26 protein-coding genes are annotated in these 23,627 nt (G+C 64.8%); 12 read left to right on the top strand and 14 right to left on the bottom strand.

The features are described 5' to 3' along the window. Positions 1-64 precede the first annotated feature (64 nt). Positions 65-577: an Lrp/AsnC family transcriptional regulator gene (locus CH281_RS08970; protein ID WP_032367826.1), complete on the top strand. Its 513-nt coding sequence runs from the start codon at positions 65-67 to the stop codon at positions 575-577. Positions 578-583: 6 nt separating this feature from the next. Here the strand turns inward: CH281_RS08970 and fahA are convergent, their stop codons facing one another. From fahA to CH281_RS08950, 4 genes are all read right to left on the bottom strand, one after another. Beyond that, positions 584-1,750: a fumarylacetoacetase gene (fahA, locus tag CH281_RS08965; protein ID WP_094693814.1), complete on the bottom strand. Its 1,167-nt coding sequence runs from the start codon at positions 1,748-1,750 to the stop codon at positions 584-586. 19 nt (positions 1,751-1,769) lie between these two features. Further along, positions 1,770-2,609, bottom strand: coding sequence for a hypothetical protein (locus CH281_RS08960; RefSeq protein WP_306427546.1), 840 nt, complete (start codon positions 2,607-2,609; stop codon positions 1,770-1,772). Then, positions 2,555-3,748, bottom strand: a complete 1,194-nt coding sequence (locus CH281_RS08955) for a homogentisate 1,2-dioxygenase (RefSeq protein WP_094693810.1) — start codon at positions 3,746-3,748, stop codon at positions 2,555-2,557. Before CH281_RS08955 ends, CH281_RS08960 begins: the two co-directional genes overlap by 55 nt. 71 nt (positions 3,749-3,819) lie before the next feature. Then, a complete protein-coding gene (locus tag CH281_RS08950) occupies positions 3,820-4,347 on the bottom strand; it encodes a MarR family winged helix-turn-helix transcriptional regulator (RefSeq protein ID WP_094693808.1) in 528 nt (175 codons plus the stop codon). Positions 4,348-4,441: 94 nt separating this feature from the next. Between CH281_RS08950 and CH281_RS08945 the strand changes: the two genes are divergently transcribed. After that, on the top strand, positions 4,442-4,651 hold the full coding sequence (locus CH281_RS08945) for a hypothetical protein (protein WP_094693806.1): 210 nt from the start codon (positions 4,442-4,444) through the stop codon (positions 4,649-4,651). On the opposite strand, the gene CH281_RS08940 is transcribed toward CH281_RS08945, so the two are convergent. Further along, positions 4,623-5,021 carry a hypothetical protein gene (locus CH281_RS08940; RefSeq protein ID WP_032367821.1) on the bottom strand — a complete coding sequence of 133 codons (399 nt, stop codon included), beginning with the start codon at positions 5,019-5,021 and terminating at the stop codon, positions 4,623-4,625. The two genes, CH281_RS08945 and CH281_RS08940, sit on opposite strands and share 29 nt — an antisense overlap. A 125-nt stretch (positions 5,022-5,146) precedes the next feature. Here CH281_RS08940 and CH281_RS08935 point away from each other — a divergent pair, with 125 nt between their 5' ends. The 5 genes from CH281_RS08935 (at position 5,147) to CH281_RS08915 (ending at position 10,093) form a co-directional block, all read left to right on the top strand. After that, complete coding sequence (locus CH281_RS08935; RefSeq protein ID WP_032367820.1) at positions 5,147-5,557, top strand: hypothetical protein; 411 nt, start codon at positions 5,147-5,149, stop codon at positions 5,555-5,557. A 196-nt stretch (positions 5,558-5,753) separates the two neighbouring features. Beyond that, complete coding sequence (locus CH281_RS08930; RefSeq protein WP_094693804.1) at positions 5,754-6,635, top strand: dioxygenase family protein; 882 nt, start codon at positions 5,754-5,756, stop codon at positions 6,633-6,635. A 202-nt stretch (positions 6,636-6,837) separates the two neighbouring features. Continuing rightward, positions 6,838-8,259 carry a lipase family protein gene (locus tag CH281_RS08925; RefSeq protein ID WP_256983410.1) on the top strand — a complete coding sequence of 474 codons (1,422 nt, stop codon included), beginning with the start codon at positions 6,838-6,840 and terminating at the stop codon, positions 8,257-8,259. Positions 8,260-8,310: 51 nt separating this feature from the next. Next, on the top strand, positions 8,311-8,952 hold the full coding sequence (locus CH281_RS08920; protein ID WP_094693802.1) for a TetR/AcrR family transcriptional regulator: 642 nt from the start codon (positions 8,311-8,313) through the stop codon (positions 8,950-8,952). A gap of 31 nt (positions 8,953-8,983) precedes the next feature. Next, positions 8,984-10,093: a CaiB/BaiF CoA transferase family protein gene (locus tag CH281_RS08915; protein WP_032388010.1), complete on the top strand. Its 1,110-nt coding sequence runs from the start codon at positions 8,984-8,986 to the stop codon at positions 10,091-10,093. Between the two features lie 114 nt (positions 10,094-10,207). Here CH281_RS08915 and CH281_RS08910 read toward each other — a convergent pair whose 3' ends face one another. Together CH281_RS08910 and CH281_RS08905 are read right to left on the bottom strand one after the other, a co-directional pair. Next, positions 10,208-10,936 (bottom strand): SIMPL domain-containing protein, encoded by a 729-nt coding sequence (locus CH281_RS08910; protein ID WP_256983408.1) that lies wholly within the window; start codon positions 10,934-10,936, stop codon positions 10,208-10,210. A gap of 38 nt (positions 10,937-10,974) precedes the next feature. Then, a complete protein-coding gene (locus CH281_RS08905; RefSeq protein ID WP_094693800.1) occupies positions 10,975-11,526 on the bottom strand; it encodes a YceI family protein in 552 nt (183 codons plus the stop codon). 70 nt (positions 11,527-11,596) lie between these two features. On the opposite strand from CH281_RS08905, the gene dhaL reads away from it, so the two are divergent. Beyond that, positions 11,597-13,243: a dihydroxyacetone kinase subunit DhaL gene (gene dhaL, locus CH281_RS08900; RefSeq protein WP_094693798.1), complete on the top strand. Its 1,647-nt coding sequence runs from the start codon at positions 11,597-11,599 to the stop codon at positions 13,241-13,243. Here dhaL and CH281_RS08895 read toward each other — a convergent pair. From CH281_RS08895 to CH281_RS08875, 5 genes are read right to left on the bottom strand one after another with little or no spacing between them, the layout of a single operon-like run. After that, on the bottom strand, positions 13,236-13,721 hold the full coding sequence (locus CH281_RS08895; protein ID WP_094693796.1) for a GAF domain-containing protein: 486 nt from the start codon (positions 13,719-13,721) through the stop codon (positions 13,236-13,238). The two genes, dhaL and CH281_RS08895, sit on opposite strands and share 8 nt — an antisense overlap. After that, complete coding sequence (locus CH281_RS08890; RefSeq protein WP_256983406.1) at positions 13,697-14,386, bottom strand: DUF998 domain-containing protein; 690 nt, start codon at positions 14,384-14,386, stop codon at positions 13,697-13,699. Before CH281_RS08890 ends, CH281_RS08895 begins: the two co-directional genes overlap by 25 nt. A 9-nt stretch (positions 14,387-14,395) precedes the next feature. Then, a complete protein-coding gene (locus tag CH281_RS08885; protein ID WP_143544777.1) occupies positions 14,396-15,454 on the bottom strand; it encodes a hypothetical protein in 1,059 nt (352 codons plus the stop codon). 56 nt (positions 15,455-15,510) lie between these two features. Beyond that, positions 15,511-15,942 (bottom strand): very short patch repair endonuclease, encoded by a 432-nt coding sequence (locus CH281_RS08880; RefSeq protein ID WP_032388004.1) that lies wholly within the window; start codon positions 15,940-15,942, stop codon positions 15,511-15,513. Beyond that, positions 15,939-17,087 carry a DNA cytosine methyltransferase gene (locus CH281_RS08875; RefSeq protein WP_179274158.1) on the bottom strand — a complete coding sequence of 383 codons (1,149 nt, stop codon included), beginning with the start codon at positions 17,085-17,087 and terminating at the stop codon, positions 15,939-15,941. Before CH281_RS08875 ends, CH281_RS08880 begins: the two co-directional genes overlap by 4 nt. 225 nt (positions 17,088-17,312) lie before the next feature. Here CH281_RS08875 and CH281_RS08870 point away from each other — a divergent pair, with 225 nt between their 5' ends. Further along, positions 17,313-19,106: an ABC transporter ATP-binding protein gene (locus CH281_RS08870; protein ID WP_057472519.1), complete on the top strand. Its 1,794-nt coding sequence runs from the start codon at positions 17,313-17,315 to the stop codon at positions 19,104-19,106. Then, entirely contained in the window at positions 19,099-20,922 is a 1,824-nt protein-coding gene (locus CH281_RS08865) for an ABC transporter ATP-binding protein (protein WP_094693790.1), read from the top strand. The genes CH281_RS08870 and CH281_RS08865 overlap by 8 nt, the downstream gene beginning before the upstream one ends. Here the strand turns inward: CH281_RS08865 and CH281_RS08860 are convergent. Further along, positions 20,919-21,266, bottom strand: coding sequence for a hypothetical protein (locus tag CH281_RS08860; RefSeq protein WP_032368652.1), 348 nt, complete (start codon positions 21,264-21,266; stop codon positions 20,919-20,921). The genes CH281_RS08865 and CH281_RS08860 overlap by 4 nt on opposite strands. Before the next feature lie 298 nt (positions 21,267-21,564). Here CH281_RS08860 and CH281_RS08855 point away from each other — a divergent pair, with 298 nt between their 5' ends. Beyond that, a complete protein-coding gene (locus tag CH281_RS08855; protein WP_027494613.1) occupies positions 21,565-22,080 on the top strand; it encodes a putative glycolipid-binding domain-containing protein in 516 nt (171 codons plus the stop codon). Here the strand turns inward: CH281_RS08855 and CH281_RS08850 are convergent. After that, positions 22,053-23,024 carry a prephenate dehydrogenase gene (locus CH281_RS08850; RefSeq protein WP_373453879.1) on the bottom strand — a complete coding sequence of 324 codons (972 nt, stop codon included), beginning with the start codon at positions 23,022-23,024 and terminating at the stop codon, positions 22,053-22,055. The two genes, CH281_RS08855 and CH281_RS08850, sit on opposite strands and share 28 nt — an antisense overlap. A 63-nt stretch (positions 23,025-23,087) precedes the next feature. Here CH281_RS08850 and CH281_RS08845 point away from each other — a divergent pair, with 63 nt between their 5' ends. Further along, a complete protein-coding gene (locus CH281_RS08845; protein ID WP_027494611.1) occupies positions 23,088-23,627 on the top strand; it encodes a tRNA adenosine deaminase-associated protein in 540 nt (179 codons plus the stop codon).

Below are 23,627 nucleotides of genomic sequence, written 5' to 3'. Positions count from 1 at the left end.
TGCAGATAGGGCAGGTTGTTCCGCACTTTGCTATACGATTCGTATAGCAAAGTGGAGGTGCGTCATGGAATCGACGTTGGACGAATTGGACCGGGCGATGCTCGCTGCGCTGCATGACAATTCGCGGATCGGCGTGCTCGAGCTGTCGCGAACGCTCGGTGTTGCACGTGCGACTGTGTCGGCCCGCCTGCAGCGATTGGAGGACAGCGGTGTCATCACCGGCTATCAGCCTCGAATCGGTTTGGCAGCAGCCGGTTACGGCGTGCAGGCGTTCGTCACATTGGAGATTGCCCAGGGTGCGCTCGGCGACGTCGTCGCCGTCCTGGAGCAGATACCCGGAGTGTTGGAGGCATTCGCGACAACCGGCGTCGGCGATGTGTTGTGCCGGGTCGCCGCGGCGTCTCATGATGATCTGCAGCGAACGTTGATCGCGCTCAATCAATCTCGCACGATCGCGCGGTCGACCAGTGTTGTCGTACTCTCGGAATTGGTCGAGTTCCGCGCACTGCCACTGCTCAACAGCGCCGAGTCCGATCGAACCCCCAGAGCCCCCGCATACAGACGGACGCGCGAGTGATAGGCCTCAGGCCGGAACGATCCGGCCACGTACGTCGCCGAACCCGATGCGCGCACCGTTCGGCCCCGGAGCGCTGGCGGCGATAACGACCTCGTCGCCGTCTTCGAGGAAGGTCCGAGTCTCCGCGCCGAGTGACACCGGTTCCTTTCCGCCCCAGGTGAGTTCGATGAATGCGCCGCGTTGATTCTTCTCGGGTCCCGAGATGGTGCCCGACGCGAACAGATCACCGGTTCGGGATGTCGCGCCGTTGCTGGTCTCGTGAGCCAGCATCTGGGCCGGCGACCAATACATCGAACTGTACGGCGGACGGGATACGACGTGGCCGTTCCACGTGACGGACAGATCGATATCGAGTGCCCAGGAACGAGATTCGCGGAGGTGTTCGAGTGGCGCGGGGTCCTGAGTCGGCGTCGACACCCGAGCCTGTTCCAACGCGAGCAAGGGGACCACCCACGGTGAGATGGACGTCGCGAAACTTTTGCCGAGGTTCGGGCCCAGCGGCACGTACTCCCAGGCCTGGATGTCGCGAGCAGACCAGTCGTTGACGATGACGGCACCGAACACGTGCTCGGAGAACTGATCCGGCGAGATGGGGCCATCTGCCGGAATGCCGACGACGAAGCCCATCTCGGCTTCGATGTCCAGTCGCCGACTCGGACCGAAGGTGGGCGATGGCTCGTCGGGTGCCTTGCGCTGACCGCAAGGCCGGGTGATGTCGGTGCCGGAGACGACAACCGTGCCTGCCCGGCCGTGATACGCCACGGGCAGGTGCTTCCAATTCGGTAGCAGCGGTTCGGCATCGGGCCGGAAGAGTCGGCCGAGATTGGACGCGTGGTGCTCGGACGCGTAGAAGTCCACGTAGTCCGCAACTTCGAACGGCAGGTGCATCGTGACATCGGAAACCGAGACGATCGCTTCCGCGGTGGTCGTGTCACTGACGATCATGGCGGTGACGGACTCGCGGACCTCGACCCACCGACTGCGGCCGCGCGCCATGAAAGCATTGAGGCTGGGCGAGGCGAAATCCGAATCGTTCAGAGCGACAAACAGATCGATCACATTGTCGCCGTACCGGACTCCGACTCGAGCGTCCGAACCAGGAGTACTGAAAATGCCGTAAGGAAGGTTGTCGATTCCGAACTCGGAGTCGGCGGGGATGTCGATGTGCGTCATGAACGGCGCGCTCCTTGGTTCACTGAGGTGGGACGAGTCCGAGGCGGACGAGGTCGTCCAGGGGTTCGCGGATGCTGCAGGTGCCGAACGATGCGAAGGCGCGTTGACCCTCGATCCCGGCGACGAGACCGGCGAGGACGTCGGCGTCCCGGATTGCCAGGATCTTCTCGAGCTCACCGACGCGTGCGCCGCTGTGTGCGGCCTGCGCCGCGAGGATCACGTTGAGGAAGCCGTGTTGCTCGAAACCGTTGTGGGGATCGGTGTTACGGGCGGCATGGTGCAGACCCGCGGTGGCTTTGAAGTGGACCTCGCGTTGTGCCGCCTCGTAGATGGACGCGGCAAGCTCCCGCTCGTCCGGGTACTCGTCGGCCGTGACGCCGCCGGTCCTGAATTTGGCGCGATACCCGAACTCGTCGACTGCGTCGAAGATGTCGTCTCGTCGGGAGTCTCGGGGGATTTCGACATAGATGTCGATGTCCTGAGTGATGTTGCGCAAGGCGTCGATGTTCGTGCCGTCGGGTACGGCCACTTCGACGGCAACGACCGTCACGCCGGCGGTGCGGTCAGCGACCCGCAGGCCTGCCTCTACGCTGCCCGGGCCTGCAGGTGCGGTCAGCGCGACCTCCATCCGAGCGCCCAGGACGAGCTCGTTCACCCGGTCCATCGGAACGACCAACGGGCCGACGAGGTCTGCGAAAGAACTCGCCCGGTACTCGAGATGTTGTGCTGCAGCAACATCGAGTGGTGCATTGCCGGGAGGGAAGGCAGCGGCGTCGTCGCACAGGCGATGGAAGAACTTCGGGATCATCGGTTCGGCCCCCGGCCTGCCCACGTCCACGCGTACCCGGTGTCCTCGCACGCGAGCGCTCCTTCACCGAGTTCGAGGGGGCGGAAGGTATCGACCATGACGGCCAGTTCGTCGAAGAACTCGGCACCGATACTGCGTTCGTAGGCACCGGGTTGCGGACCGTGAGCATGACCGCCCGGATGCACCGAGATCGATCCCTGGCCGATTCCGGAACCCTTGCGGGCCTCGTAGTCGCCGCCGACGTAGAACATGATCTCGTCGGAGTCGACGTTGGAGTGGTAGTACGGCACCGGAATTGCTAGCGGGTGGTAGTCGACCTTGCGCGGAACGAAATTACAGATCACGAAGTTGGCCCCCTCGAATGCCTGATGCGCAGGCGGCGGTTGATGCACACGGCCGGTGATCGGTTCGTAGTCGGAGATGTTGAACGTGTACGGATACAGGCAGCCGTCCCACCCCACTACGTCGAACGGGTGTTGCGGGTAGACGTAGCGGGTTCCGACGATGCCCGTCGAACCACGGTGCTTGACAAGCACTTCGATGTCTTCGCCGTCGGCGAGTAGAGGCTCGGTGGGGCCGTGCAGATCGCGTTCGCAGTAGGGAGCGTTCTCGAGCAATTGGCCGTACTTCGACAGGAACCGCTTCGGTGGAGCGATGTGACTGTTGGCCTCGATGGCGTAGGCGCGCAGGGTGCCGTCGGGAATCCAACGGTGCGTCGTCGCGCGCGGAATGAGCACGTAGTCACCCTGCCGTGCCTGCAGCGCCCCGAACACCGTTTCGACGGTGGCAGAACCGGATTCGACGTAGACCATCTCGTCACCGATCGAATTGCGATACAGCGGAGAGGCTTTCGAGGCGACCACATACGAGAGTCGAACATCGGCGTTGCCCAGAACGAGGCGTCGGCCGGTGACGACGTCGGTGTCCGCCAACGTGGATTCGGGAAACAGCTCGTGCAACTTCAGGTGCCGCGGCACGAGCGGATGGTTGGGCGTCGTCGATTGATCGGGGAGGTCCCAGACCGTGGCATCGACGATGGCCGACGGTATGTGGCGGTGGTACAGCAGAGACGAATCCGAGGAGAAGCCCTCTTCGCCCATCAGCTCCTCGTAGTAGAGGTTGCCGTCGGGAGTTCGGTGCTGGGTGTGCCGCTTCGGCGGAACCGATCCGAGCTGCCGGTAGTAGGCCACGTGCTCTCTCCTGAGTTCTGTCACCGCTTGTAGTAAAGACATTAACTACTTTGACGTGATCTACGCAACCTTCAGTTGCGCCCCCGGATGTCGAACTGGCTGCGGTTGGTGATCAGTTTGGTCAACAGCATCACCAGGATTCGCTGTTCGGGTTCGGTGAGCGCGCTGGCCCATGCGTTCTCCCGTTCGTTCTGTTCGGCGAACGCCTCGACCATCTCGTCGTGCCCCAGTGCGGTCAGGGCGAGGCGCACCGAACGCCCGTCCTTCTCGTCGGGCGTACTGGCGAGCAGGCCGCCGGAGATGAGTGTCTTGGACAGGTTCGACACGGCGGCGCGGCTCATGCCGGTCAATTCGGCTGCTCGTCGTGGCTCGATCGGGCCGGCGAGCCACGTGACGAACATCAGCCGAAACGATGACCACGACCAGCCTCGCGGGCGATGAACCGTCGACTCGAGGTCGTACGTGACAATGTTCGACGCTCGGTTCAATGTCAGCAGAACCTCGGTGGCCAGCTGATGCTCGAACCCGTACTCCCGGGCCAGCGTGGTGTTGGCGGTGTCGATGAACGACCAGAAATCGGGCTCGGGTGCGTCGGTCACGGATTCACTGTAGCCACGAACTCATCTGATCAACACCTGTATCACTTCAGTACGCGCAATTCATGTCTCATCCCGGAGGGGTCATGATGGACCCATGAGCTCGAAGAACCTGTTCGGCGGTCCCCGCACCCTGCTCATCGTGGCAGCAGTGGTCATCGTGATCGCACTCGTCGCTGCCGCCGCGACGCTGATCGTTCGCGCCGTGCTCGGACCGCCCGAGGGCGAGAACAAGTTCGAGATCAAGGGTTACTCCGTCGTACAGGTCGACCCCCAGGTCAGCGACCTCGCGCTCGCCACACGCTAGCCGACTCTGCACCGACCTGCGGGTCGTGTGTCTGCTGAAAGTTCCGCCCGCCGCGCGCGAATGTGCGTAGCGTCGCGGCGGGTACCTCGTGTTCGGGAACAGGCTTGCTGATCCACTCGCAGTTACGGACGAAGATCATGTTCGACGCCACCGCGTCGGCGCTGTGATCTTCCCGCAGAGGGCCGGAAATTCGGCCGAGGAAGTACTCGCCGTGCTTGGTTCGCGTCCAGACGAAAGATCCGTCCGCGACCTGCTCGAAACGCTCGACCCGTCGTAGCGAGCGTTCGTCGTCGGCCGACATGCCGCAGAGTCCGTAGGTGAGGGCACGCTCGACGCCATTCGGCATCGGGGCGCGATAGACATCCGGCATACAGCCGAGCCTAGGACCCGAGGGGTCTACATACCGCTTGGTCCGTTGCAGGATGTTCTCGAACAGCGGACGAATTCGACGAAATGGGGAGCATCGTGTTTTCGAGAAATAGAGTCCTTCGCCTCGTGGCGGCACCATTGGTGGCGGGAGCCCTGACGCTGGGGTCGGCGGGCATCGCGTCGGCCGCAACCACCACGGAGCTCAGGCCGGTACAGGCATTCGTCTTCTTGCAACACGGCGTCAGTTTCGGGTCGGGGCCGGTCGAGGCAACGGCGACGGTGATCGAGGCAGGGGAGGTCACGGTGACGACAGTGAGCAAGATTTCTGGTGCGGGTGACATGGGCTCGTCAGCGGTCGGCCTGCTGCCGGTTCCGGTGACCGTGGTGTGGACGAACATCGACAACGGCCGATCCGGTTCGGCGGGTGGGATATCGACCGAGCCGATCACTCTCGCTACCGGTGCGGGCCGTGTCGATCTCACGATCACGACGGACACGCCCAACCTTCCCGGTGGTGGCCGCGTCGTCGTGGAGTAGCCGTGTCCTCGGCGTGGAGCACTGACGTGAGCGTCCACAATTCGCTCTCACAAACGGGAAAAGGTATTTCAGCACTAATAGTGGGCGCTGAGGTCACCCACAGTGTGGTTCGGTCCAGACCGGCTGGTCCGATGTTGTCGTGATTGGACTCGAGTGGTAGGTTGAAGGTTCAACTTGAGCACTCGAAGGACCCGCCATGACTTCTGTGATGAACCCGCCCGTCGCGGGTGCCGCATTCGATGCGTTTCTCGCCGACGCAGCACCCACGAGCCGGTCGCAGCAGATGTGGACCCCACACGATGGGCCGATGCCCGCGCTGTACATCAGTCACGGTGCACCACCGGTGTTCGACGACGCGCTCTGGATGAACGAACTCTTCACCTGGTCGCAGTCGATGCCCAAGCCGAAGGCGATCCTGATCGTCAGCGCACACTGGGAAGAGGCCCCGTTGAGCCTGTCCGCGACGGCTGCGGCGACACCACTCGTCTACGACTTCGGTGGATTTGCGCAGCGTTACTACTCGATGGAATACCGGACTCCTGACGCTCAGGCGCTGGCTGCACGGGTGGCCGCGGCCATTCCGGCGTCGGAGAACCTGCATCGGCACACCGCGCGCGGACTCGATCACGGTGCCTGGGTCCCGCTGAAGGTCATGTATCCCTACGCCGATGTCCCGGTTCTGCAATTGAGCCTGCCGACGCACGCGCCCGATCGGCTGATGGCGATAGGCGCTGCGCTGAAGGAACTTCGGGCCGAGGGTGTGTTGGTCATCGGTTCCGGGTTCATGACCCACGGACTGCCGTTCCTGTCCCGGGAGAATTTCGCTACGAACACCGTGCCGACGTGGTCCGAGGACTTCGACCTCTGGGCTGCCGACGCCTTGTCTCGCGGTGACGTCGGGACTCTCGCCGACTTCCGCAGTGCCGCACCGGGAATGCCGTACGCGCACCCCACTGTCGAACATTTCACGCCGTTGTTCGTCACCCTCGGTGCCGCCGAGAATCCGGAAGCTCCGGTGACGACGGCCATCACCGGCTTCCAGTTCGGTTTGGCGAAGCGATCTTTCGCCGTCGCGTGACGAACGGGAACTACTCCGTGCAATTGGGCTCGATTCAGTTCTGAATCTTTTTCGGTTCGGGGATTGTTATCCACGCCACTTCGCTCTACAGTTCTGAGCACCATCTCGGACATCGGTGTCCAAGATCGTCGGATGCGCTGTACGAAATGTCGCCGGGCGCGCGTCCCGTGGACCCCGTTGTCCGGCGCGAAGGAGTACAACCGTGTCTTCTGCCCGATCTTGGACGCTGCGGGTAGCGATCGGTGTGGCGACCGTAGCCGCCGCCGTTGCCGCTACGACCAGCCCCGCTTCCGCTGCACCCGAATCCAGCGGTCCGGCCGGTGTGGAGGTTCAGCCGCCTCTGCCGCCGCTCACGTGGCCGAAGATTCCCGAGTTCGACACCGACTTCTACCTTCCTCCCGCCGACGTGGTGGCAGCGGCCGCGCCGGGCCAGATCATCGCCGCACGGCCCGTCGAGCTGGCTACTCTCAACGTCATTCCCACGCAGGTCGACGCCTGGCAGTTGTCGTTCCGGTCCAACAACGGGCGCGACGAGCCGATCGCCGCCGTGACCACGGTCATCAAGCCGCGGGGAGTACCTGCGGCACCGCGTCCGTTGATCTCCATCCAGGTAGCCGAGGATTCTCTCGCGGCCTACTGCGCTCCGTCGTACGCGATGCGAGCGGGTGCCATCCCCTGGCCGGTGACCGGCGCGGTGACGTCGGGCGCTCAATTCCTCGAAGTGCAGGCGGCGTTGGCGCAAGGATGGGCGGTGTCGGTACCCGATCATCAAGGCCCGAACAATTCGTTCGCCGCCGGGCCGGTCGCCGGCCGGATCACACTCGACGGCATCCGAGCTGCCGAGAACTTCGCGCCGATGCAGTTGGCCGGGGAGGCCACCAAGGTGGGGATGAGCGGCTACTCCGGTGGCGCGATCGCCACCGGGCACGCAGCAGAACTGGCCGAAAACTACGCCCCTGAGCTCGATATCGTCGGAGTCACCGAGGGCGGCACCCCGGCCGAACTCGGGGCATTGGTCGACAACGCGAACAACACCCTGGGATCGGGCATCGTGGCAGCCGGCATCATCGGTGCCAGCCGCGAGAGTCCCGAGTTGGCCGCCTTCATCGACGGACACGTCGACCCGTTCGGTAGGACGTTGTTCGCGGCCAAGGACAACCTCTGTGTCGGCTACTCGTCGGCGTTGCTGCCGTTCGTCAACCTGAAAGGCTTGCTGCACACCGACGGCGACCCGATCCAGCAACCGGTGGTGAAGAAGGCCCTGTCCGCGATGCAGCTCGGCCGCTCCACTCCGAACATGCCGCTCTACGTCTACCATTCCAACCCGGACTGGCTGGTGCCGATCGGGCCGGTCAACGCGATGGTCGAGTCGTACTGCAGCCGTCCGGGTGCCGACGTCACGTACACCCGCGATCATTTCAGTGAGCACATCAGCTTGGAGCTGATCGCTTTTCCGAGTGCGGTGTTGTGGATGCGCGACCGATTTGCCGGTGTTCCGGTGGAACCGGGTTGCCGGACGAACGATGTCGGCTCGATGGCGCTCGACACGCGTGCACACCCGACGTTCGTCGCGGCCGTCGGCGAGATAATCGCCGGATTGTTCGGGAAGCCGATCGGGTCGTGATGGAACCGATCAGCGGGGCTGCGAGCGGTGCGTCGCCTGTAGACTCCCTCGGTGACTGTCGCCGATGATCAGGGCCGCATCTACGCCGGACGATCCTCCGCTGTTCGGAAAGCCGATCGTCGAGCTCGGTTCTTGCACGCGGCTATCGAGGTCATCGGGGGACGCGGATACGCCGCCACCTCGGTGGCGGACATCTGCGCCGCGGCCGGCCTCGCACGCAGTCAGTTCTACAGTGAGTTCGCCAACCGTGAGGCGCTGCTCGTGGACGTCTACGACCTGATCCAAGACGACGCGCTGGCCGCCGTCGTCGCCGCACTCGACGAGCAGGTCGACCGCGACCGTCGCTCTCTGGTCGTCGCAGCGATGACGGCCCTGGTCGGGTCGATCGGTGGTGACCCACGTCGGGCGCGCATCTCCTATCTGGAGATGCTGGGTGTCAGCGATGACGTCGAACAGCATCGGACGCGCCGACGTGCGCAGTGGGTGGAGTTCTTCGAGAACACCCTGCGCTCGGAAGTCGGTTCCGATTTCGTTCCCCCGGGTGGATACCGCTTGGCCGCAACGGCATTCCTCGGTGCGCTCACCGAGATCGTCTCCGACTGGTCCCGCACTGCTCCGCCTCGTCCACCCATCGAGCAGATCGTGGACACGATGGTTGCCGTCCTGGCAGCGTTCGTTCCGGACCTGAACTGAACTGCAGCCGGCCGCGCAATACAGTGGACCGATGACAGACGCCACCGGTCCGCTCGCAGGCCTCGTGGTCGCGGACTTCTCTCGTGTGCTCGCCGGACCGTACGCGACGATGATGCTCGGCGACATGGGCGCAGACGTGATCAAGATCGAGCGGCCCGGCAGCGGCGACGACACCCGATTTTGGGGTCCGCCGTACGATTCTGCCGGTACCGCAACGTATTTCAACTCGGTCAATCGAAACAAGACGTCTCGGTTCATCGACCTGCAGTCCGAGAGCGGTGTGGCCGAGGCCCGTGAGATCGTCGCGGGCGCAGACATCGTGATCGAGAACTTCCGCGCCGGAACGATGGACCGGCTCGGTCTCGGCTATTCGGCTGTCGCGCAGACGAACCCTGGCCTGATCTACTGCTCGATCACCGGCTTCGGAACCGGCGGCGGCGCTGCTCTCCCTGGATACGATCTGGTGGTCCAAGCCGTCGGCGGGCTGATGAGCGTCACCGGCCCCGACGCATCCACGCCGACGAAAGTGGGCGTGGCGATGGTCGATATCGTCACCGGTCTGCATGCGCTGAGCGGAATCCTTGCCGCACTGCACCATCGATCGAACACCGGTGCGGGTCAGCAGGTGCACACCTCGCTGATGGCGTCGGTACTGTCCGCACTCAGCAATCAGTCGGCGGCATATCTCGGGGCGGGCACCGTGCCGGTTCCGATGGGGAACAAGCATCCTTCGTTGGTGCCGTACGAGGTGTTCGAGACCGCCGATCGACCGCTCGCGTTGGCCGTGGGCAACGATCGGCAATTCCAGGCGTTGGTCGACGTGCTGGGTACCCCGGATGTGGCTGCGGATCAACGCTTCTCGTCCAATTCTGCTCGCGTCGAACATCGAGATCAGTTGGTCGACCTGCTCAACACGGCGTTGCAGACGCGTACTGCGGACGAATGGTATCGAGAACTGATGGCCCGCAACGTACCCGCCGGGCCGGTCAATTCCATCGAGGAGGCATTCGCGTTCGCGGAATCACTTGGTCTCGAACCACGCATTGAGGTTCCCGGGGCAGCGGCCGAGGGCGTCCGAAATCCGGTGGATTTCTCGGCGACCCCGGTGAACTACCGGTTGCCGCCCCCGCCGGCCGGCTGAGCCCGTGCGTGGGGGTTTTGCAACTCGTGCTCCACTCCCGGGCTCGAGTCGGCGAATCTCCGGTATGCAACCTCTTCAGTGGAGCAATAGTTGCAGCGGCAGTAACTCGCTGCGCTAGTTCAGCGCCCACTTCACCGACACGGACACGCTGACGGTCTGCTGTCCCGGTTCGATGGGCACTGCCGTGTCGAACGAAGCGGAGTCGCGAAAGCTCGTCGGCTGCTCCTGACCGGTGATCGACTCGGTGATCGACAGAACGTCACCGAGTTCGCCGCCTGCGAGCGACGCATACTGCTCGGCGCGATCGCGGGCGTCGGCGAACGCCCTGGATCGGGCATCGGTGATCAGCTCGGAATCGTCGTCGATCTTGAACGAGACCCCGGAGATTCGGGTCACGTTGCCACCGGCGGAGGTGGCGTCGCCCAGGACTGCAGACGCCTTCGACAGGTCGCGCACCGTGACCTGCAACGTGTTGGTGGCCTGATATCCGGAGATGGCCGAGGTGCCGCCCGGCAGTGCTCCGGAGTACTGCGGATCGATCGACACCTGCTGCGTCTGAATGTCCTCGCGTGCGACGCCGGCGGCAATCACTGCGTCGGTCACCTCAGTTACCGCAGCATTGGCCTGTTCGATGGCGGCAGTGACGTCCTCGGCTGTGGCCTGAACGCCGATCTGAGTCGTCAACGTGTCCGGTGCACCCTGGACTTCGCCCACTCCGTTGACGTTCACTCCGGGAGGTCCGTCCGGGGACGTGGTCGCCGGACTGCTGCAGCCTGCGGTCAGGGCTGCGGCCAACACCAGGGCCGATGCGCACGATCCGATCGTCCATCGATTTCGGTTCACCGCCGTAGTGTCCACCATTGCAGGTGAATTGGGAAGGCTCAGGGCTTGCGATACTCGGCGTCGAACGTGACGGTCACGTCGTCTGCCACCTTCATGGCTCCGAACATCTGCGAATACGGCGTGATCTTGTAATCCGTTTGACGCACGGTAGTTTCGGAACCGATCTGCCATCTGTCGCCGGAGTCGGTGACGTCCACGTCCACGGTGATCTCCTTCGAGACACCGTGTATCTCGGCGGTGCCCGCCAAGCGAAATCCGGAGGCAACGGCAGTGATCTCCTCCGAACGAAATCGAATTGTCGGGTACCGATTGGCGTCGAAGGCCTTGAGTGCGTTGGCTTTTGCGACGATCTTCTCCGGCCCGATCAGCGGTGTCAGTCCGCCCTCGCCGTGGATCACCTCGAGTGAGCCGACCTCGGCGGTCAGTGACACCGCGGTGGGGGCGTCCCCGGACCACTCGACCGTCGCGGTCCAGGAGGTCACCGCAATCGTGAGTCGATGCCCCATCTTCGATGCCCTCCCGGTGACATCCGTCCGAACAGCCAGCTGCCCGCCGTCCGATGCGTCGAAAGCCCAGGTCTCGGTGGTCATCTTCGCGACTGTAGACGCGCGGCGGCCCGGCAGCTCACCGAAGCCGACAATGGAGGCTTAGTGTGAAGGAATGTTCTCCAATTCTCCTCGAACATTCGTCGCCGACGCCCTCCGCGGCTTCGTGGCCGCCACCGACGACGTCACCTGGCACGCCGATCCCGGATTCCTCACCCGTCGCTATCGCATCTCCGACGGTCAAGTCGCGCTGCTGTCCGGTGGCGGATCGGGCCACGAGCCGATGCATGCCGGATTCATCGGTCGCGGCATGCTCACCGGCGCGTGCCCCGGCCTGGTGTTCACGTCACCGAACGCCCTCCAAGTACACGAGGCATCCAAGGCCGTGGACTCCGGCGGCGGAGTGGTGCACATCGTGAAGAACTACACCGGCGACGTGATGAACTTCAAGATCGCCCGAGAGTTGTTGCAGGAAGACGGTATTGCAGCCGATGTCGTTCTCGTCGACGACGACGTGGCCAGCGAGAGCGAGGACGGCCCGGGTCGGCGTGGCACTGCCGCGACCATCGTCGTCGAAAAGGTGTGCGGCGCAGCGGCAGAACGCGGCGACAGCCTGCAGGCGGTGGTCGCGCTGGGGCGTCGAACAGCGGAGAACGCGCGCAGTATGGCGGTCGCACTGAACCCGCCGACGCTACCGGGTGCCGACGGGCCGTCGTTCGAATTGCCCAAGGAGGAAATCGAACTCGGCATCGGTATCCACGGCGAGCGCGGCACCGACCGGGTGTCCCGGCTGCCTGCTCAGGAGGTCGTTAAGAAGCTGACCGAGCCCATCGTGAGCTCGCTCGGATTGAACTCGGGCGAATCGGTGATCGCCATCGTCAACGGGCTCGGCGCAACGCACCCGCTCGAACTGCATCTGCTGTTCGGGGAACTCTCGGAGTACCTCGCGGGTAAGGGCATCGAGATAACCCGCTCACTCGTCGGAAGTTTTGTCACCGCACTCAACATGGGCGGAGCGTCCATCACTCTGGTGCGCGCCGACGACGAGATGCTCGAGCTCTGGGATGCCCCCACCGATGCGCCCGGTTGGCCCAACGCGCAGAGCCAAGGCGCGAAACCGGTGGGCGAGCGCGGCGCATTCGGGCCGACGTTCTCGCCGTCCGACACCGGAGAGAAATCGGCATTCGTCTCGGAGTGGATCGGGTCGTGGGCACAGCGGGTACTCGACGAGGAGCCCGCCCTGACCGAATTGGATCGCAAGGCGGGCGACGGCGACTTCGGAACCAACATGGTGGCCGCACTGGAACAACTCGACCTCGACGCGATCAAGGAAACTTACTCGGCAGCAACGGTATTCGAAGCCGTGAGCGAGGCCTACCTCGGCCACGCTGGCGGTACGTCCGGCGCACTGTTCGGTATTTGGTTCCGGCAGTTCTACCGAACGATGCTCGACACCGAGCCATCTGCCGCGGCTGTCGCAGCGGCCGCGCGGGCCGGACTGGACAGCATCACCGAACTCGGCGGAGCCCGCGTGGGCGACAAGACGATGATCGACGCCATTGCCCCGGCTGTCGACGCGCTCGAGAAAGGCGGCGGCACCCTGCAGGATGCCGCCGACGCCGCGAAGACCGGAGCCGAATCGACCAAGGACATCACCGCCAACCGCGGCCGCGCCAGCTATGTCGGCGAGGCCGCGCGAGGCGTCGTCGACCCCGGTGCGTTGGTCATGGCCTGGTTCTTCGAGGCAGCAGCGTCTAGCTGATCGAACCGAGGAACACCGCCGCGATCGCTTCGAGGCCGGCCTGATCGTCGGCGTCGAAGCGGTTCGGCACGGGGCTGTCCAGATCGAATACACCGATCAGTTTCTCGCCCTGGTACAGCGGAACGACGACCTCGGAGCGAGTGTTGGCATCGCACGCGATGTGGCCGGGGAAGGCATGAACGTCGGCCACTCGCTGTGTCTCGCGGGTGGTCGCGGCAGCGCCGCAGACCCCTTTGCTCAGCGCGATACGAACACAGGCAGGCTGGCCCTGGAACGGACCGACTACCAGTTCGGTGCCGTCGAACAGGTAGAAGCCGACCCAATTGACCTCGGGCAGAGCGTGATAGACCAACGCGGAAAGATTGGCGGCGTTGGCGATCAGGTTCGATTCCTCGTAGACGAGGCCCCTGGCCTGCTCGGCGAGCTGCTGGTACTGCTCTGCCTTGGACCCGTTCAGTGCTGTCGCGGTGAAGGACATGCGCCGAGTCTAAGCGCACACCCCAGCACCACCAGATACGCCGACATCCCGCCCACCTGCACCCGCTGAGCGATGCCGAGGCCGTGATCGCCGGGAAGGTTGTCGGCGATCAACAGCCACGCCGTGGCCAGGGCCGTGATGGCCAGCACCGCGACACCGAGCGTCCGAAGCAGGGGATAGGCCCGATAGCGGAATGCGGCGAGCGTGAACGCGATCATGACCGTGAAGATCGCGAACACCGCGATGGTGCTCGTCAGAGCATGAAGATGATGAAGCTGTGGGAACAACCCGCTGGGCTCGATCGGGCAGCTCGGATCGTCGGCGGCCACACACTCGAGTGGCAGTTTCGCGTCGGCGATGGTGGCGACACCGAAGATGCCCGACGCCACCCAGCCGGTGACGACGAGCCGTCGGCGAGGGCTGACGAGGAAACCGAGCACGGCGGCGAGAATCATCAGCGAACCCGTGACCACGTCTGCGGTGGAGAAGAATTCGCGGTACGGCTGATCGCGGGCATCGAGTTCGCTGAGGAACGACCGGGCCGGGTCGAGCCCGGTGTCGAGGAAGAATTCGGCCACCCACGCGGAGTACAGCAACCCGGCGAGGATCAGAAACACCACCGCGATTACTCGGCGGATATCCACACCTTCGGTTTTCGAGCGCACCGATCAAGGCTAACCAGTGAGCTCGTCGGCAGCTGCCACCGCCAGCGCGACGGCGGAGTCGCAGTCGTCCGCCATGACGGACAGCTCGGGAACCGTGCGGGCGTAACGCGCGGCCGAGTCGTCGTTACCGGGCAGGCCGAGAACGGGGTTGCCCAACACGATGTCGGCCGAACACACCGAATCCGAGTCGCGAGTCTCGACGGTGTAACCGCCCTGCCGGATCTTCTCGCGATCTGTCGAACGCAAGTCGCTGTCGTCGTAGGTGAGCGCGACGTCGAGCAGTACCAGGTTGTCCTCGAATGTCGCCGACGACGCCTCGAAGTGGCAGCCGTACGGATCCGCGGCAGGGTTCCACCGGTCGACCGTCCAGGTCTCGGGCAGATGCTCGAGAACGCTGCACGGATCCTTCGTGGCCAACGGCAGGTTGTACCTGGAATCGGCACGTAGTGGTGGATCGCTCACGAGGCCGAGTGCGGTTTCGGTGACGGATTTCGCTGCACTGCAGGCGTCTCCTTCAGCGCGATAGACGTCGATCGTGGCGAAACTACGACCGGATTCGGTGAGGACATCGTCCATGGGGCCGGAGGTGGCACCGTCGAACTCGTCGCGAAGCGGGAAGCTGACGCGACACGTCCCTCGGGAGGCGTCGTCGAGGTACACCTGTTCGTCACCGATCGTGACTTGCTCGAAGTTCGGGTCGGCCGGCGTCGGCTGGTATCCGTTCAGCTTGATCGACACGGAGTCCGTGGCGTCCGATCGCCCAGGGTTGACTTCTGCCGAGCAGCTACTCAGTTCGCCGTCCGGTCGGAGCTGCACCACGGTGCCGAGGGCGGAGAGGTCGTCCTCGGTGAGGAAGCCGCAGGGATCCAGGCTGCGGACGTAGGCCGCCGAGTCGGCCAGATAGCGGTCTGCCTCCGACATCTCGAATCCGTGCCGGTTCTGCCCCGCCGGCGACGCACTGCCGGCGGGGAACGCGCTGCCGAGCAACACCACCGCGCATCCACTGGTCGATACCGACATCGCCGCTGCCATCGCCGCAAGCACCCAACTTTTACGCACTGTCCTCATCCCCCGACTCGAATCGACCGATCATCAGGTTGGACGCGCGGGGAGTGCTGTGGGTTTCAGTCGGTCACTATCGGATCTGCAGCAAGATCATCGACGACGCGTTGGGCGGCGACGACCGGGTCCTCGTGTTCCCAGATCCGCACGACGCGCCAGCCTTCCTCGATCAGGCGGGTGTCGGTGTCGCGGTCGCGGGCCACGTTGGCGGCCAGCTTGTCGGCCCACCACTGGGCGTTGTTGCGCGGTTTCGTCGCGTGGACGGGGCAACTGTGCCAGAAGCAGCCGTCGACGTAGACCGCCACTTTGCGTCGGGGAAACACCAGATCTGCTCGACGCCGCATGCCCTTCAGCGGGGCGCGGTCGACGAAATAGCGCAGTCCTCGTCGGTGCAACTCACGACGCAGCGCCACTTCTGGCTTGGTGTCGCGGCGGCGTTGCTTACTGAGCCGTGCACTGGTTTTCGCATCGGTGACGGGGCGTTTCGCGCTCACACCGACACCCGTTGCGTGTACCCACCCATGCGCTCGAGGTGGGCGTCGAGGTCGTCGAGAAAGCCGTCGGCGAAGCGGAGGTTGCCGGCTCGCGCGCGCTTGAGGAACCCGGCCGTGGCTCGCGCCGACAGCAGGGTGGAGTCGTCCAGGAAGTCGATCAGGTCCTCGGGCGGTTCGTGCACCGGCATGGTCGAGACGGTCACCTTGAAGCTCGCGCGGTCTCGGCCCCACGCGGCCGTCGGCCAGGCCTGACCGGGCAGCAATGCGGTGTCGCCTGCGACGTCGTAGGGCTTCGGGTCGTCGAGTGCACCGGCCACCCACGACGCCATCCGCACACTGACGGCGTTACCGACGAGCTTCCAGCGATGCCCGGTACGTACTCCGGCGCGCTCGACCGCGGGCAGCGTCCAGTCCGGATCGAACCCCTGCAGTCGCTCGGCCCCGATGATGCCGGGCGTGACGATCTCCCCGGACGGCAACCGGACGGCCGGCGGACTGGCGATGCCGAGGGAGGAACCGCCCTTGAGGGTGGGGACGGCGTTGACGGCCCAGCCCAGTCCGCGGGTGCCCTCGGTCCAGTAGAAGCCGCAGGGCTGAGTAGTCGGATCGCCGTCGGGCAACGGCCCGGCATCCTGCGAGAACAGCACCTCACGCGGATCGTCGGTGCGCGAGGCCAGCATCACCACGCGCTGTCGACGCTGCGGCAACCCGAACGCACGGGCGTCGACGACGCGGTAGGCCCACATGTAGCCGAGGTCCTCGAGCGCGTCGGTGATGTGTCGCATCGCTGCGCCACGTCCGAGTTGCAGCATGAACGGCACGTTCTCCATCAACAGCCACCGCGGGCCGCGGCGACGTGAGACCAGCCGGAACACCTCGTCGACCAGCCCGGAACGAGCCCCGGTGATGCCTGCGGTCCGTCCGGCCTGGGAGAGATCCTGGCAGGGGAAGCCGGCGGCCACGAGCTCGGTGCCGGTGGGCAGGCTGCGCAGTGTGGTGACGTCGGTGTGCAGCGGCACGTTCGGCATGCGCGCCGACAGCACCGCGCCGGCACCCGGATCGATCTCGCACAACAGCTGCGTCGTCCACCCTGCCTCGGCCAACCCCAGCTCGAGCCCGCCGATACCGGCAAACAACCCGACCATCGACCGTGTGCTCACGTATGCCCTTCTCTCGCCCGACGGGTTCACGTTACTCGAGAGTCGGTGCGCTGAGGGTCTACAAGCTGAGCGTCCGCGAGCTGAGCGTCGGTCGAACTTGACCTCGACCGCGCTCGAGGTTCCACACTGGAATGCACGCCGCCGAAAATCGGTTGGAAACTGAGCCTGAGCAATGAAATCATTCGGGCACCGCAATAAGGAGAACAACACGTGTCCACGGGTGTGCTCGACCCCGAAGCTCCAACCGTCGTTGAGTCGAACCCAAATGCTGCGCGGACACCCACGTCGCTGCAGCGTTTCGCGCCGTTCCTGGCCCCGTACAAGTGGTTCTACATCGGCTCCATCGTGGTCTCGCTCATCGCGACCCTCACCGGCCTCGTCATTCCGCTGGTGATGCAACGCGTCATCGACGGGCCCATCGCCGACCGCAACTTTTCCGCGGTGTGGTGGCCCGCGGCTTTGATCCTGCTGCTCGGCACCATCGACGCGGCCGGCATCTGGGTGCGTCGATACCTGGTGTCCCGCCCGTCGAGCCAATTCGAGATCAGTGCTCGGGCAACGGTATTCGACAAGCTGCAACGGCTGTCGGTCGCGGCGCACGAGAGTTGGGAATCGGGTCAGCTGCTCTCCCGTGCCATCGCCGATCTCGGGTCGCTGCGCCGGTTCATGGCGTTCATCGGTCCGTTCATCATCATCAATGCCGTCACGCTCGTCGTGGGTATCGGCGTATTGCTCGTTCAGGCATGGCAATTGGGTCTGATCATGTTGGTGACATCGGTTCCGCTGGTGATCGCCTGCACCAGGTTCGAGACGTTGTACCGCGTCGTCGCGCGCGATGCTCAGGACCAAGCGGGCGATGTGACGACGACGGTCGAGGAGTCCATTCAGGGCATCCGCGTTCTGAAGGCGTTCGGGCGAAGTGCACACCTGGGCAAGCAGTTTCTGCGTCAGGCCTACACTCTTCGCGGTACCGAGCTGAAGAAGGTGCGCTATCTCGCGATCATCTGGGCGGTGATCGTCGGACTGCAGCCGATCACCATCGGCGCGATTCTGGCCGTGGGGACCTACTCGATCGTGCAGGGCACGATGACGGTCGGCACGCTCGTCGCTGCCATTGCCATCGTCACGTTCCTGCTGTGGCCGATCGAATCCTTCGGATACCTGCTGGCGGAGTTGAACAATGCGCGGACTGCGGCGGATCGGTACTGGGAGATCATCGACACCCCGGAGACCGTGACGGATCCGGACAACCCCGTCGAATTGCCCGACAAGATCCGTGGCCGAGTGCAGTTCGACCGCGTCGGATTCACCTTTCCGGACGCGTCCTCGCCGCTGCTCACCGATGTCAGTTTTGTCGTCGAGCCGGGGGAGACCGTTGCGCTCGTCGGCAACACCGGCAGCGGAAAGACGGCACTGACGAACCTCGTTCCTCGCTTGTTCGACGCCACCGAGGGCACCATTTCGATCGACGGTATCGATGTGGCGTCGATGCGCCTGGCCGATCTGCGCTCGATCGTCTCGGTAGCGTTCGAGGATCCGGTGCTGTTCTCGGCCAGTGCGCGGGAGAACATCGCGCTCGGCTCTCCCGGCGCGTCCGATGCCGAGATCACCGAGGCGCTGGAGATTGCCCACGCAACGGAATTCGTCGACCGGCTGCCGTGGGGCCTGGCCACGCGCATCGGTGAGCAGGGCATGAGCTTGTCGGGCGGGCAGCGGCAGCGACTGGCACTGGCCCGTGCGGTGCTGGGCAAGCCGCGGGTGCTGGTGCTCGACGACCCGCTCTCGGCACTCGACGTGGACACCGAAGCGAAAGTGCAGAAGGAATTGCGGCGCGTGTTGGCGCATTCGACGACGTTGCTGGTGGCTCACCGACCGTCGACTGCAGCGTTGGCCGACCGGGTGCTGTATCTGGAGAACGGAAGAATTGTGGAGCAGGGAACGCACGAGGGACTGCTGGCGTCGTCGCCGCGGTACCGCGACGTCATGGGGTCGATCCATGGCTGAGCAGACCGCAACCGCAGACTGGCGGGGAGTGGGCGGCGAGGACTCGGAGGTCGACGCCACCGGAAACCTGGTGCTGGCCGGACGTTCTCGGCGGTTGCTCGCCTCGCTGGTGCGCCCGTACAAGAAGCAGGCCCTGCTGTCTTTCGTCATCATCCTGATCGACAACATCACCTATGTGGCCGGCCCGCTGTTCGTCGCCTACGCCCTCGATAGCGGCGTCGGTGCTGCCGGACAGGGTGATTGGGGTCCGCTGCTGTGGGCCGTGGGCGGATACACCGGCTTCGGCCTGCTCGGAATGTTCACCACCTACGCGTTTCTCACCGTCTCGGGCCGGCTCAGTCAGAACATTCTCTACGACCTGCGTGGACGCGTGTTCGACCACGCGCAGAAACTCAGTCTGTCGTTCCACGAGAAATACACGTCGGGACGGTTGATCTCGCGGTTGACCAGTGACGTGGAGTCGTTGCAGACACTGCTCGAAAGTGCGCTCAACGACGCGTTGACGGCCATCCTGTCGATGGTCTCGATTGCCGTCATCCTCGTGTATCTCGATGTTCCGATGGCGATGATCGTGCTCGCCGGCTTCGTACCGCTGGTGCTCGTCACCCGGTGGTCACAGCGACGCCAACGCCAGGGATACCGTCGAACACGGGTGGCGATCGCGCGTGTGGTGGTTCATTTCGTGGAGTCGATGGGCGGAATCCGTGCCGTACAGGTCTTTCGGCGTGAAGGTCGCAACGACGCGATTCTCGAGACCGAGGACTCGGAGTACCGGGACGCCACCGCCGCGGCCCTGCGCGGCATGGCGAGCTACACCGGAATCGTTCGGTGGATCGGCAACGTCACTCTGGCGATCATCCTGGTGTTCGGTAGCTGGCGAGTGATCAACGGCCACATGGACGTCGGCGTGCTCGCCGCGTACGTGCTGTACCTTCGCCGGTTCTACGGCCCGCTCGACGAGCTGGCGATGGTGTTCAATGCCTACCAGTCGGCCGCCGCTGCGCTGGAGAAGATCTCCGGCGTACTCGAGGAAGAGCCGTCGGTGGTTGCCCCGAAAAACCCGGTGTCGATCGGAACGGTGAAGGGAGACATCACGTTCGACGACGTGCACTTCTCCTACGGCACCGAGCGCGTCGTGCTGCCGGAGTTCTCGTTGCATGTGCCCGCGGGACAGGTGGTTGCCATGGTCGGCGCGACCGGAGCCGGAAAGTCGACGCTGGCAAAGCTGTTGGCGCGCTTCTACGATCCGACCGCCGGATCCGTGCGACTCGACGGCATCGACATGCGCGACATCTCCGACGAAGACCTGCGCCGCAACGTCGTCATGGTGACACAGGAATCGTTCCTGTTCTCCGGCTCGGTGGCCGACAACATCCGCCTCGGACGCCCCGATGCGACGGACGCCGAGGTCCGCGCTGCCGCGGATGCCGTCGGACTGACCGAGTTCATTGCCTCGCTCCCCGAAGGGATCGATACCGACGTGCGTAAGCGCGGAGGCCGATTGTCCTCGGGCCAAAGGCAATTGGTGGCCTTTGCGAGGGTGTTCCTCGCTGCGCCGTCGGTGATCGTGCTCGACGAGGCGACGTCGAGTCTCGACATTCCGAGCGAGCGGTTGGTGCAGCGCGCACTCGAAACGATTCTGCAGGGCCGGACGGCGTTGATCATCGCGCACCGCTTGTCGACGGTGGCCATCGCGGACCGCGTCCTCGTCATGGCGGACGGGAACATCGTCGAGGACGGCACCCCGGCGGACCTCATTGCGGGAGAGGGCCGCTTCGCACACCTGCACGAGGCGTGGGAGGACTCGCTCGTCTAGGTCCAGGGGGTGATCGGCGGTTTGACCCACATGATCTTCTCGTCGGCGTGCTGGGGCGTCGCCCCGTCGTGACCGGGGTGCTCGGCCGCCCACGCGGATTTGCGGTCGAGCAACTCGGCCACGATGGTCCACGTTTCCATCGTGCTCGGTGGATGCAGGTCGGCTGCGCGGGCCAGTTTTCGACGGGTGGCGTCGGTGAGATCGAGCAGTTCCGCGCCGCTGATGCCGCGCTCCCAGACGTAGCGCGCCAGAGCGGTCGCCTTGTCCTGTCGGCTCTTCGCGGCCTGCTCGGAATGCGCGAAATCGAACTGGCCGCCGCCTGGGTTCCCTGTCGTCACGGCCATCACCTTAGTAATCGTGAGCGAAATCGACAGGGCCCGGCCGCTGTAAGGCGTCGCACACGGTAGCGGGCCAGAAGTCGACGTCGACGGGGTCGGCCGAGGCCGAATGCAGCATGAACGGCCGGGTCGGTGCAAAGAAAAGTCGCGTCCGCTTGTTCTACAGGGGGCCCTGTCGCATACCGTAGGACCTGTGATCACTCAAGCATCGGGTGCAGAGCACGTCTCCGTTCCCGCAACCGCCACCACCGACGCGAAATCCTGGCCCTCGATCCTGACGTGGCGAGCGCACGACGTTCCCCGCATGGAGTCCGTGCGCGTCCAGCTTTCCGGCAACCGCATCAAAGCTGCCGGACGCATCATCGGTGCCGCCTGCAGTGATCATCCCGCGTTCAGTGCGTCGTACGACCTGGTGACCGACGAATACGGCGTCACCAAGAGGCTCTCGGTGCGCACGTCGCTCGCGTCGGGTGACCGGCAGGCCTCGGTCAGCCGCGACGACGAGGGCTACTGGATGGTGGAGAACTCCGCCAACCACCAGCGCTCGACCTACAGCGGTGCCCTCGACGTCGACATGGTGCTCAGCCCGTTCTTCAACACCCTGCCGATCCGACGATTCGGTCTGCACACCCAGGTCCAGGACCTCGAGGTGCCGACGGTCTACGTCAACCTCCTCGATCTGAGCATCCAGGAAGCGACGCTGACCTACAGCAGCGGCGCGCACGGCATCCACGTCATCTCGCCGGTCTCGACATCGTCGGTGACGGTCGACGCCGACGGCTTCGTCGTCGACTACCCGGGACTCGCCGAGCGGATCTGACGCACGACGCCACCGCGTCGCCCCGCGTCCTGCAGGTTCTCTCGCCACCCCGGCTCGCCCGGGGTGACGTCGGTGATGTCGAATCGCTGATGCTGCTCGTACTGCAGTCGCGCTGCGTGTCCGGCGTCGACCAGCGTTTCGGTCGAGTTCTCGTTCAATTTTTCGCGCGCTGTGGTGAGCGTATGCAGCGCCTCGTCGAGCGCGGTTCGTAGCGCGGTCGCGTTGCCCTCGGTCATCGCACGGACGAGATTGGGGGCCGAGGACGCCACCCGGGTGCCGTCGCGAAACGACCCCGCGGCGAGCCCGAGCGCCAACGGCCCTCCCGCGGCCCCGACGATCGCCAACGCCTCGGCCAGCAGATGCGGTAGGTGCGAGATGCGGGCGACGGCACTGTCGTGCTCGACGCTGCCGGCCGGAACGACCACCGAGCCGCAGTCCAGGGCCAGCTGAGCCACCCGCACCCACACGTCCGCATCGACCCCGGGGTCCGTGGACACCACCCAGACCGCGTCGGTGAACAGTGCCGGGTCCGTCGCCGCCCAGCCCGAATGATTGGTACCCGCCATCGGATGGCCGCCGACATAGCGGGCCTGTAGTCCGCGAGCAGCGACGGCCGCGGCAACCTCGGCCTTGACGCTCACCACGTCGGTGATCGGGGCGGCGGGTGCGTGCTCGGCGATGGCCTGCAGAACGGAGTCGACGGCAGGCATCGGAACGGCGATGACGATCAGCGCATCCTCGTCTGCAGCCCTGGTCAGAGCGGCTGTCAGATCGGTGCCGACGTCGTAGCCATCGTCCGCAGCCCCGGCGATCGCGTCGGCCGATCGGTTCCAGCCCCACACCCGGCGACCGGCGTCGTGCGTCGCCCGCAGAATCGACCCACCGATCAGTCCCAGACCGAGAACGCACACCGAAGAAGAAGTCACCCGATCAGATTGGCACAGGTGGGTGACTTCCAAGGGAGGTGGACTTCGAATACCGGCACCTACCGGACTACCGTTGCGCACATGGCCGCACAGCGCGCGAACAACAACCGTGCCTCCGCATCGGAGTACGACGACCTCGAAGGATTCGGCGTTGCAGTTGTCCGAGAGGACGGCAAGTGGACCGTGACGCCACTGTCCGACGACGCACTGACCAGCCTGTCGGCAGCAGAAACCGAATTGCGTGAACTACGCAGCTCGGGAGCGGTGTTCGGACTGCTCGACGTGGACGAGGAATTCTTCGTCATTCTGCGTCCCGCACCCAACGGCACCCGCCTACTGCTGTCCGACGCGGTCGCCGCCGTCGACTACGAAATCGCCGCCGACGTCCTCGACGCACTCAACATCGAGATCCCCGACGTCGACCCCGACGAACTCGACGACATCGAACCCTACGAGGAAGGCGACCTCGCTCTCCTCGCCGACCTGGGCCTGCCCGAGGCAGTCCTGGGCATCATCGTCGCCGAGACCGACGACTACCCGGACGAACAACTGCAATCGATCGCCGAGCGCCTGGGCTTCGAGGACGAATTCGCCGCAGCGGTGAACAAGCTGCGGCGGTAA

Origin of the sequence: Rhodococcus sp. 06-221-2, assembly GCF_002258365.1 — a bacterium.
Classification (GTDB): domain Bacteria; phylum Actinomycetota; class Actinomycetes; order Mycobacteriales; family Mycobacteriaceae; genus Rhodococcoides; species Rhodococcoides fascians.
Note: the sequence above shows the minus strand (reverse complement) of the source record. Positions and strands in the feature narration are given on the sequence as shown.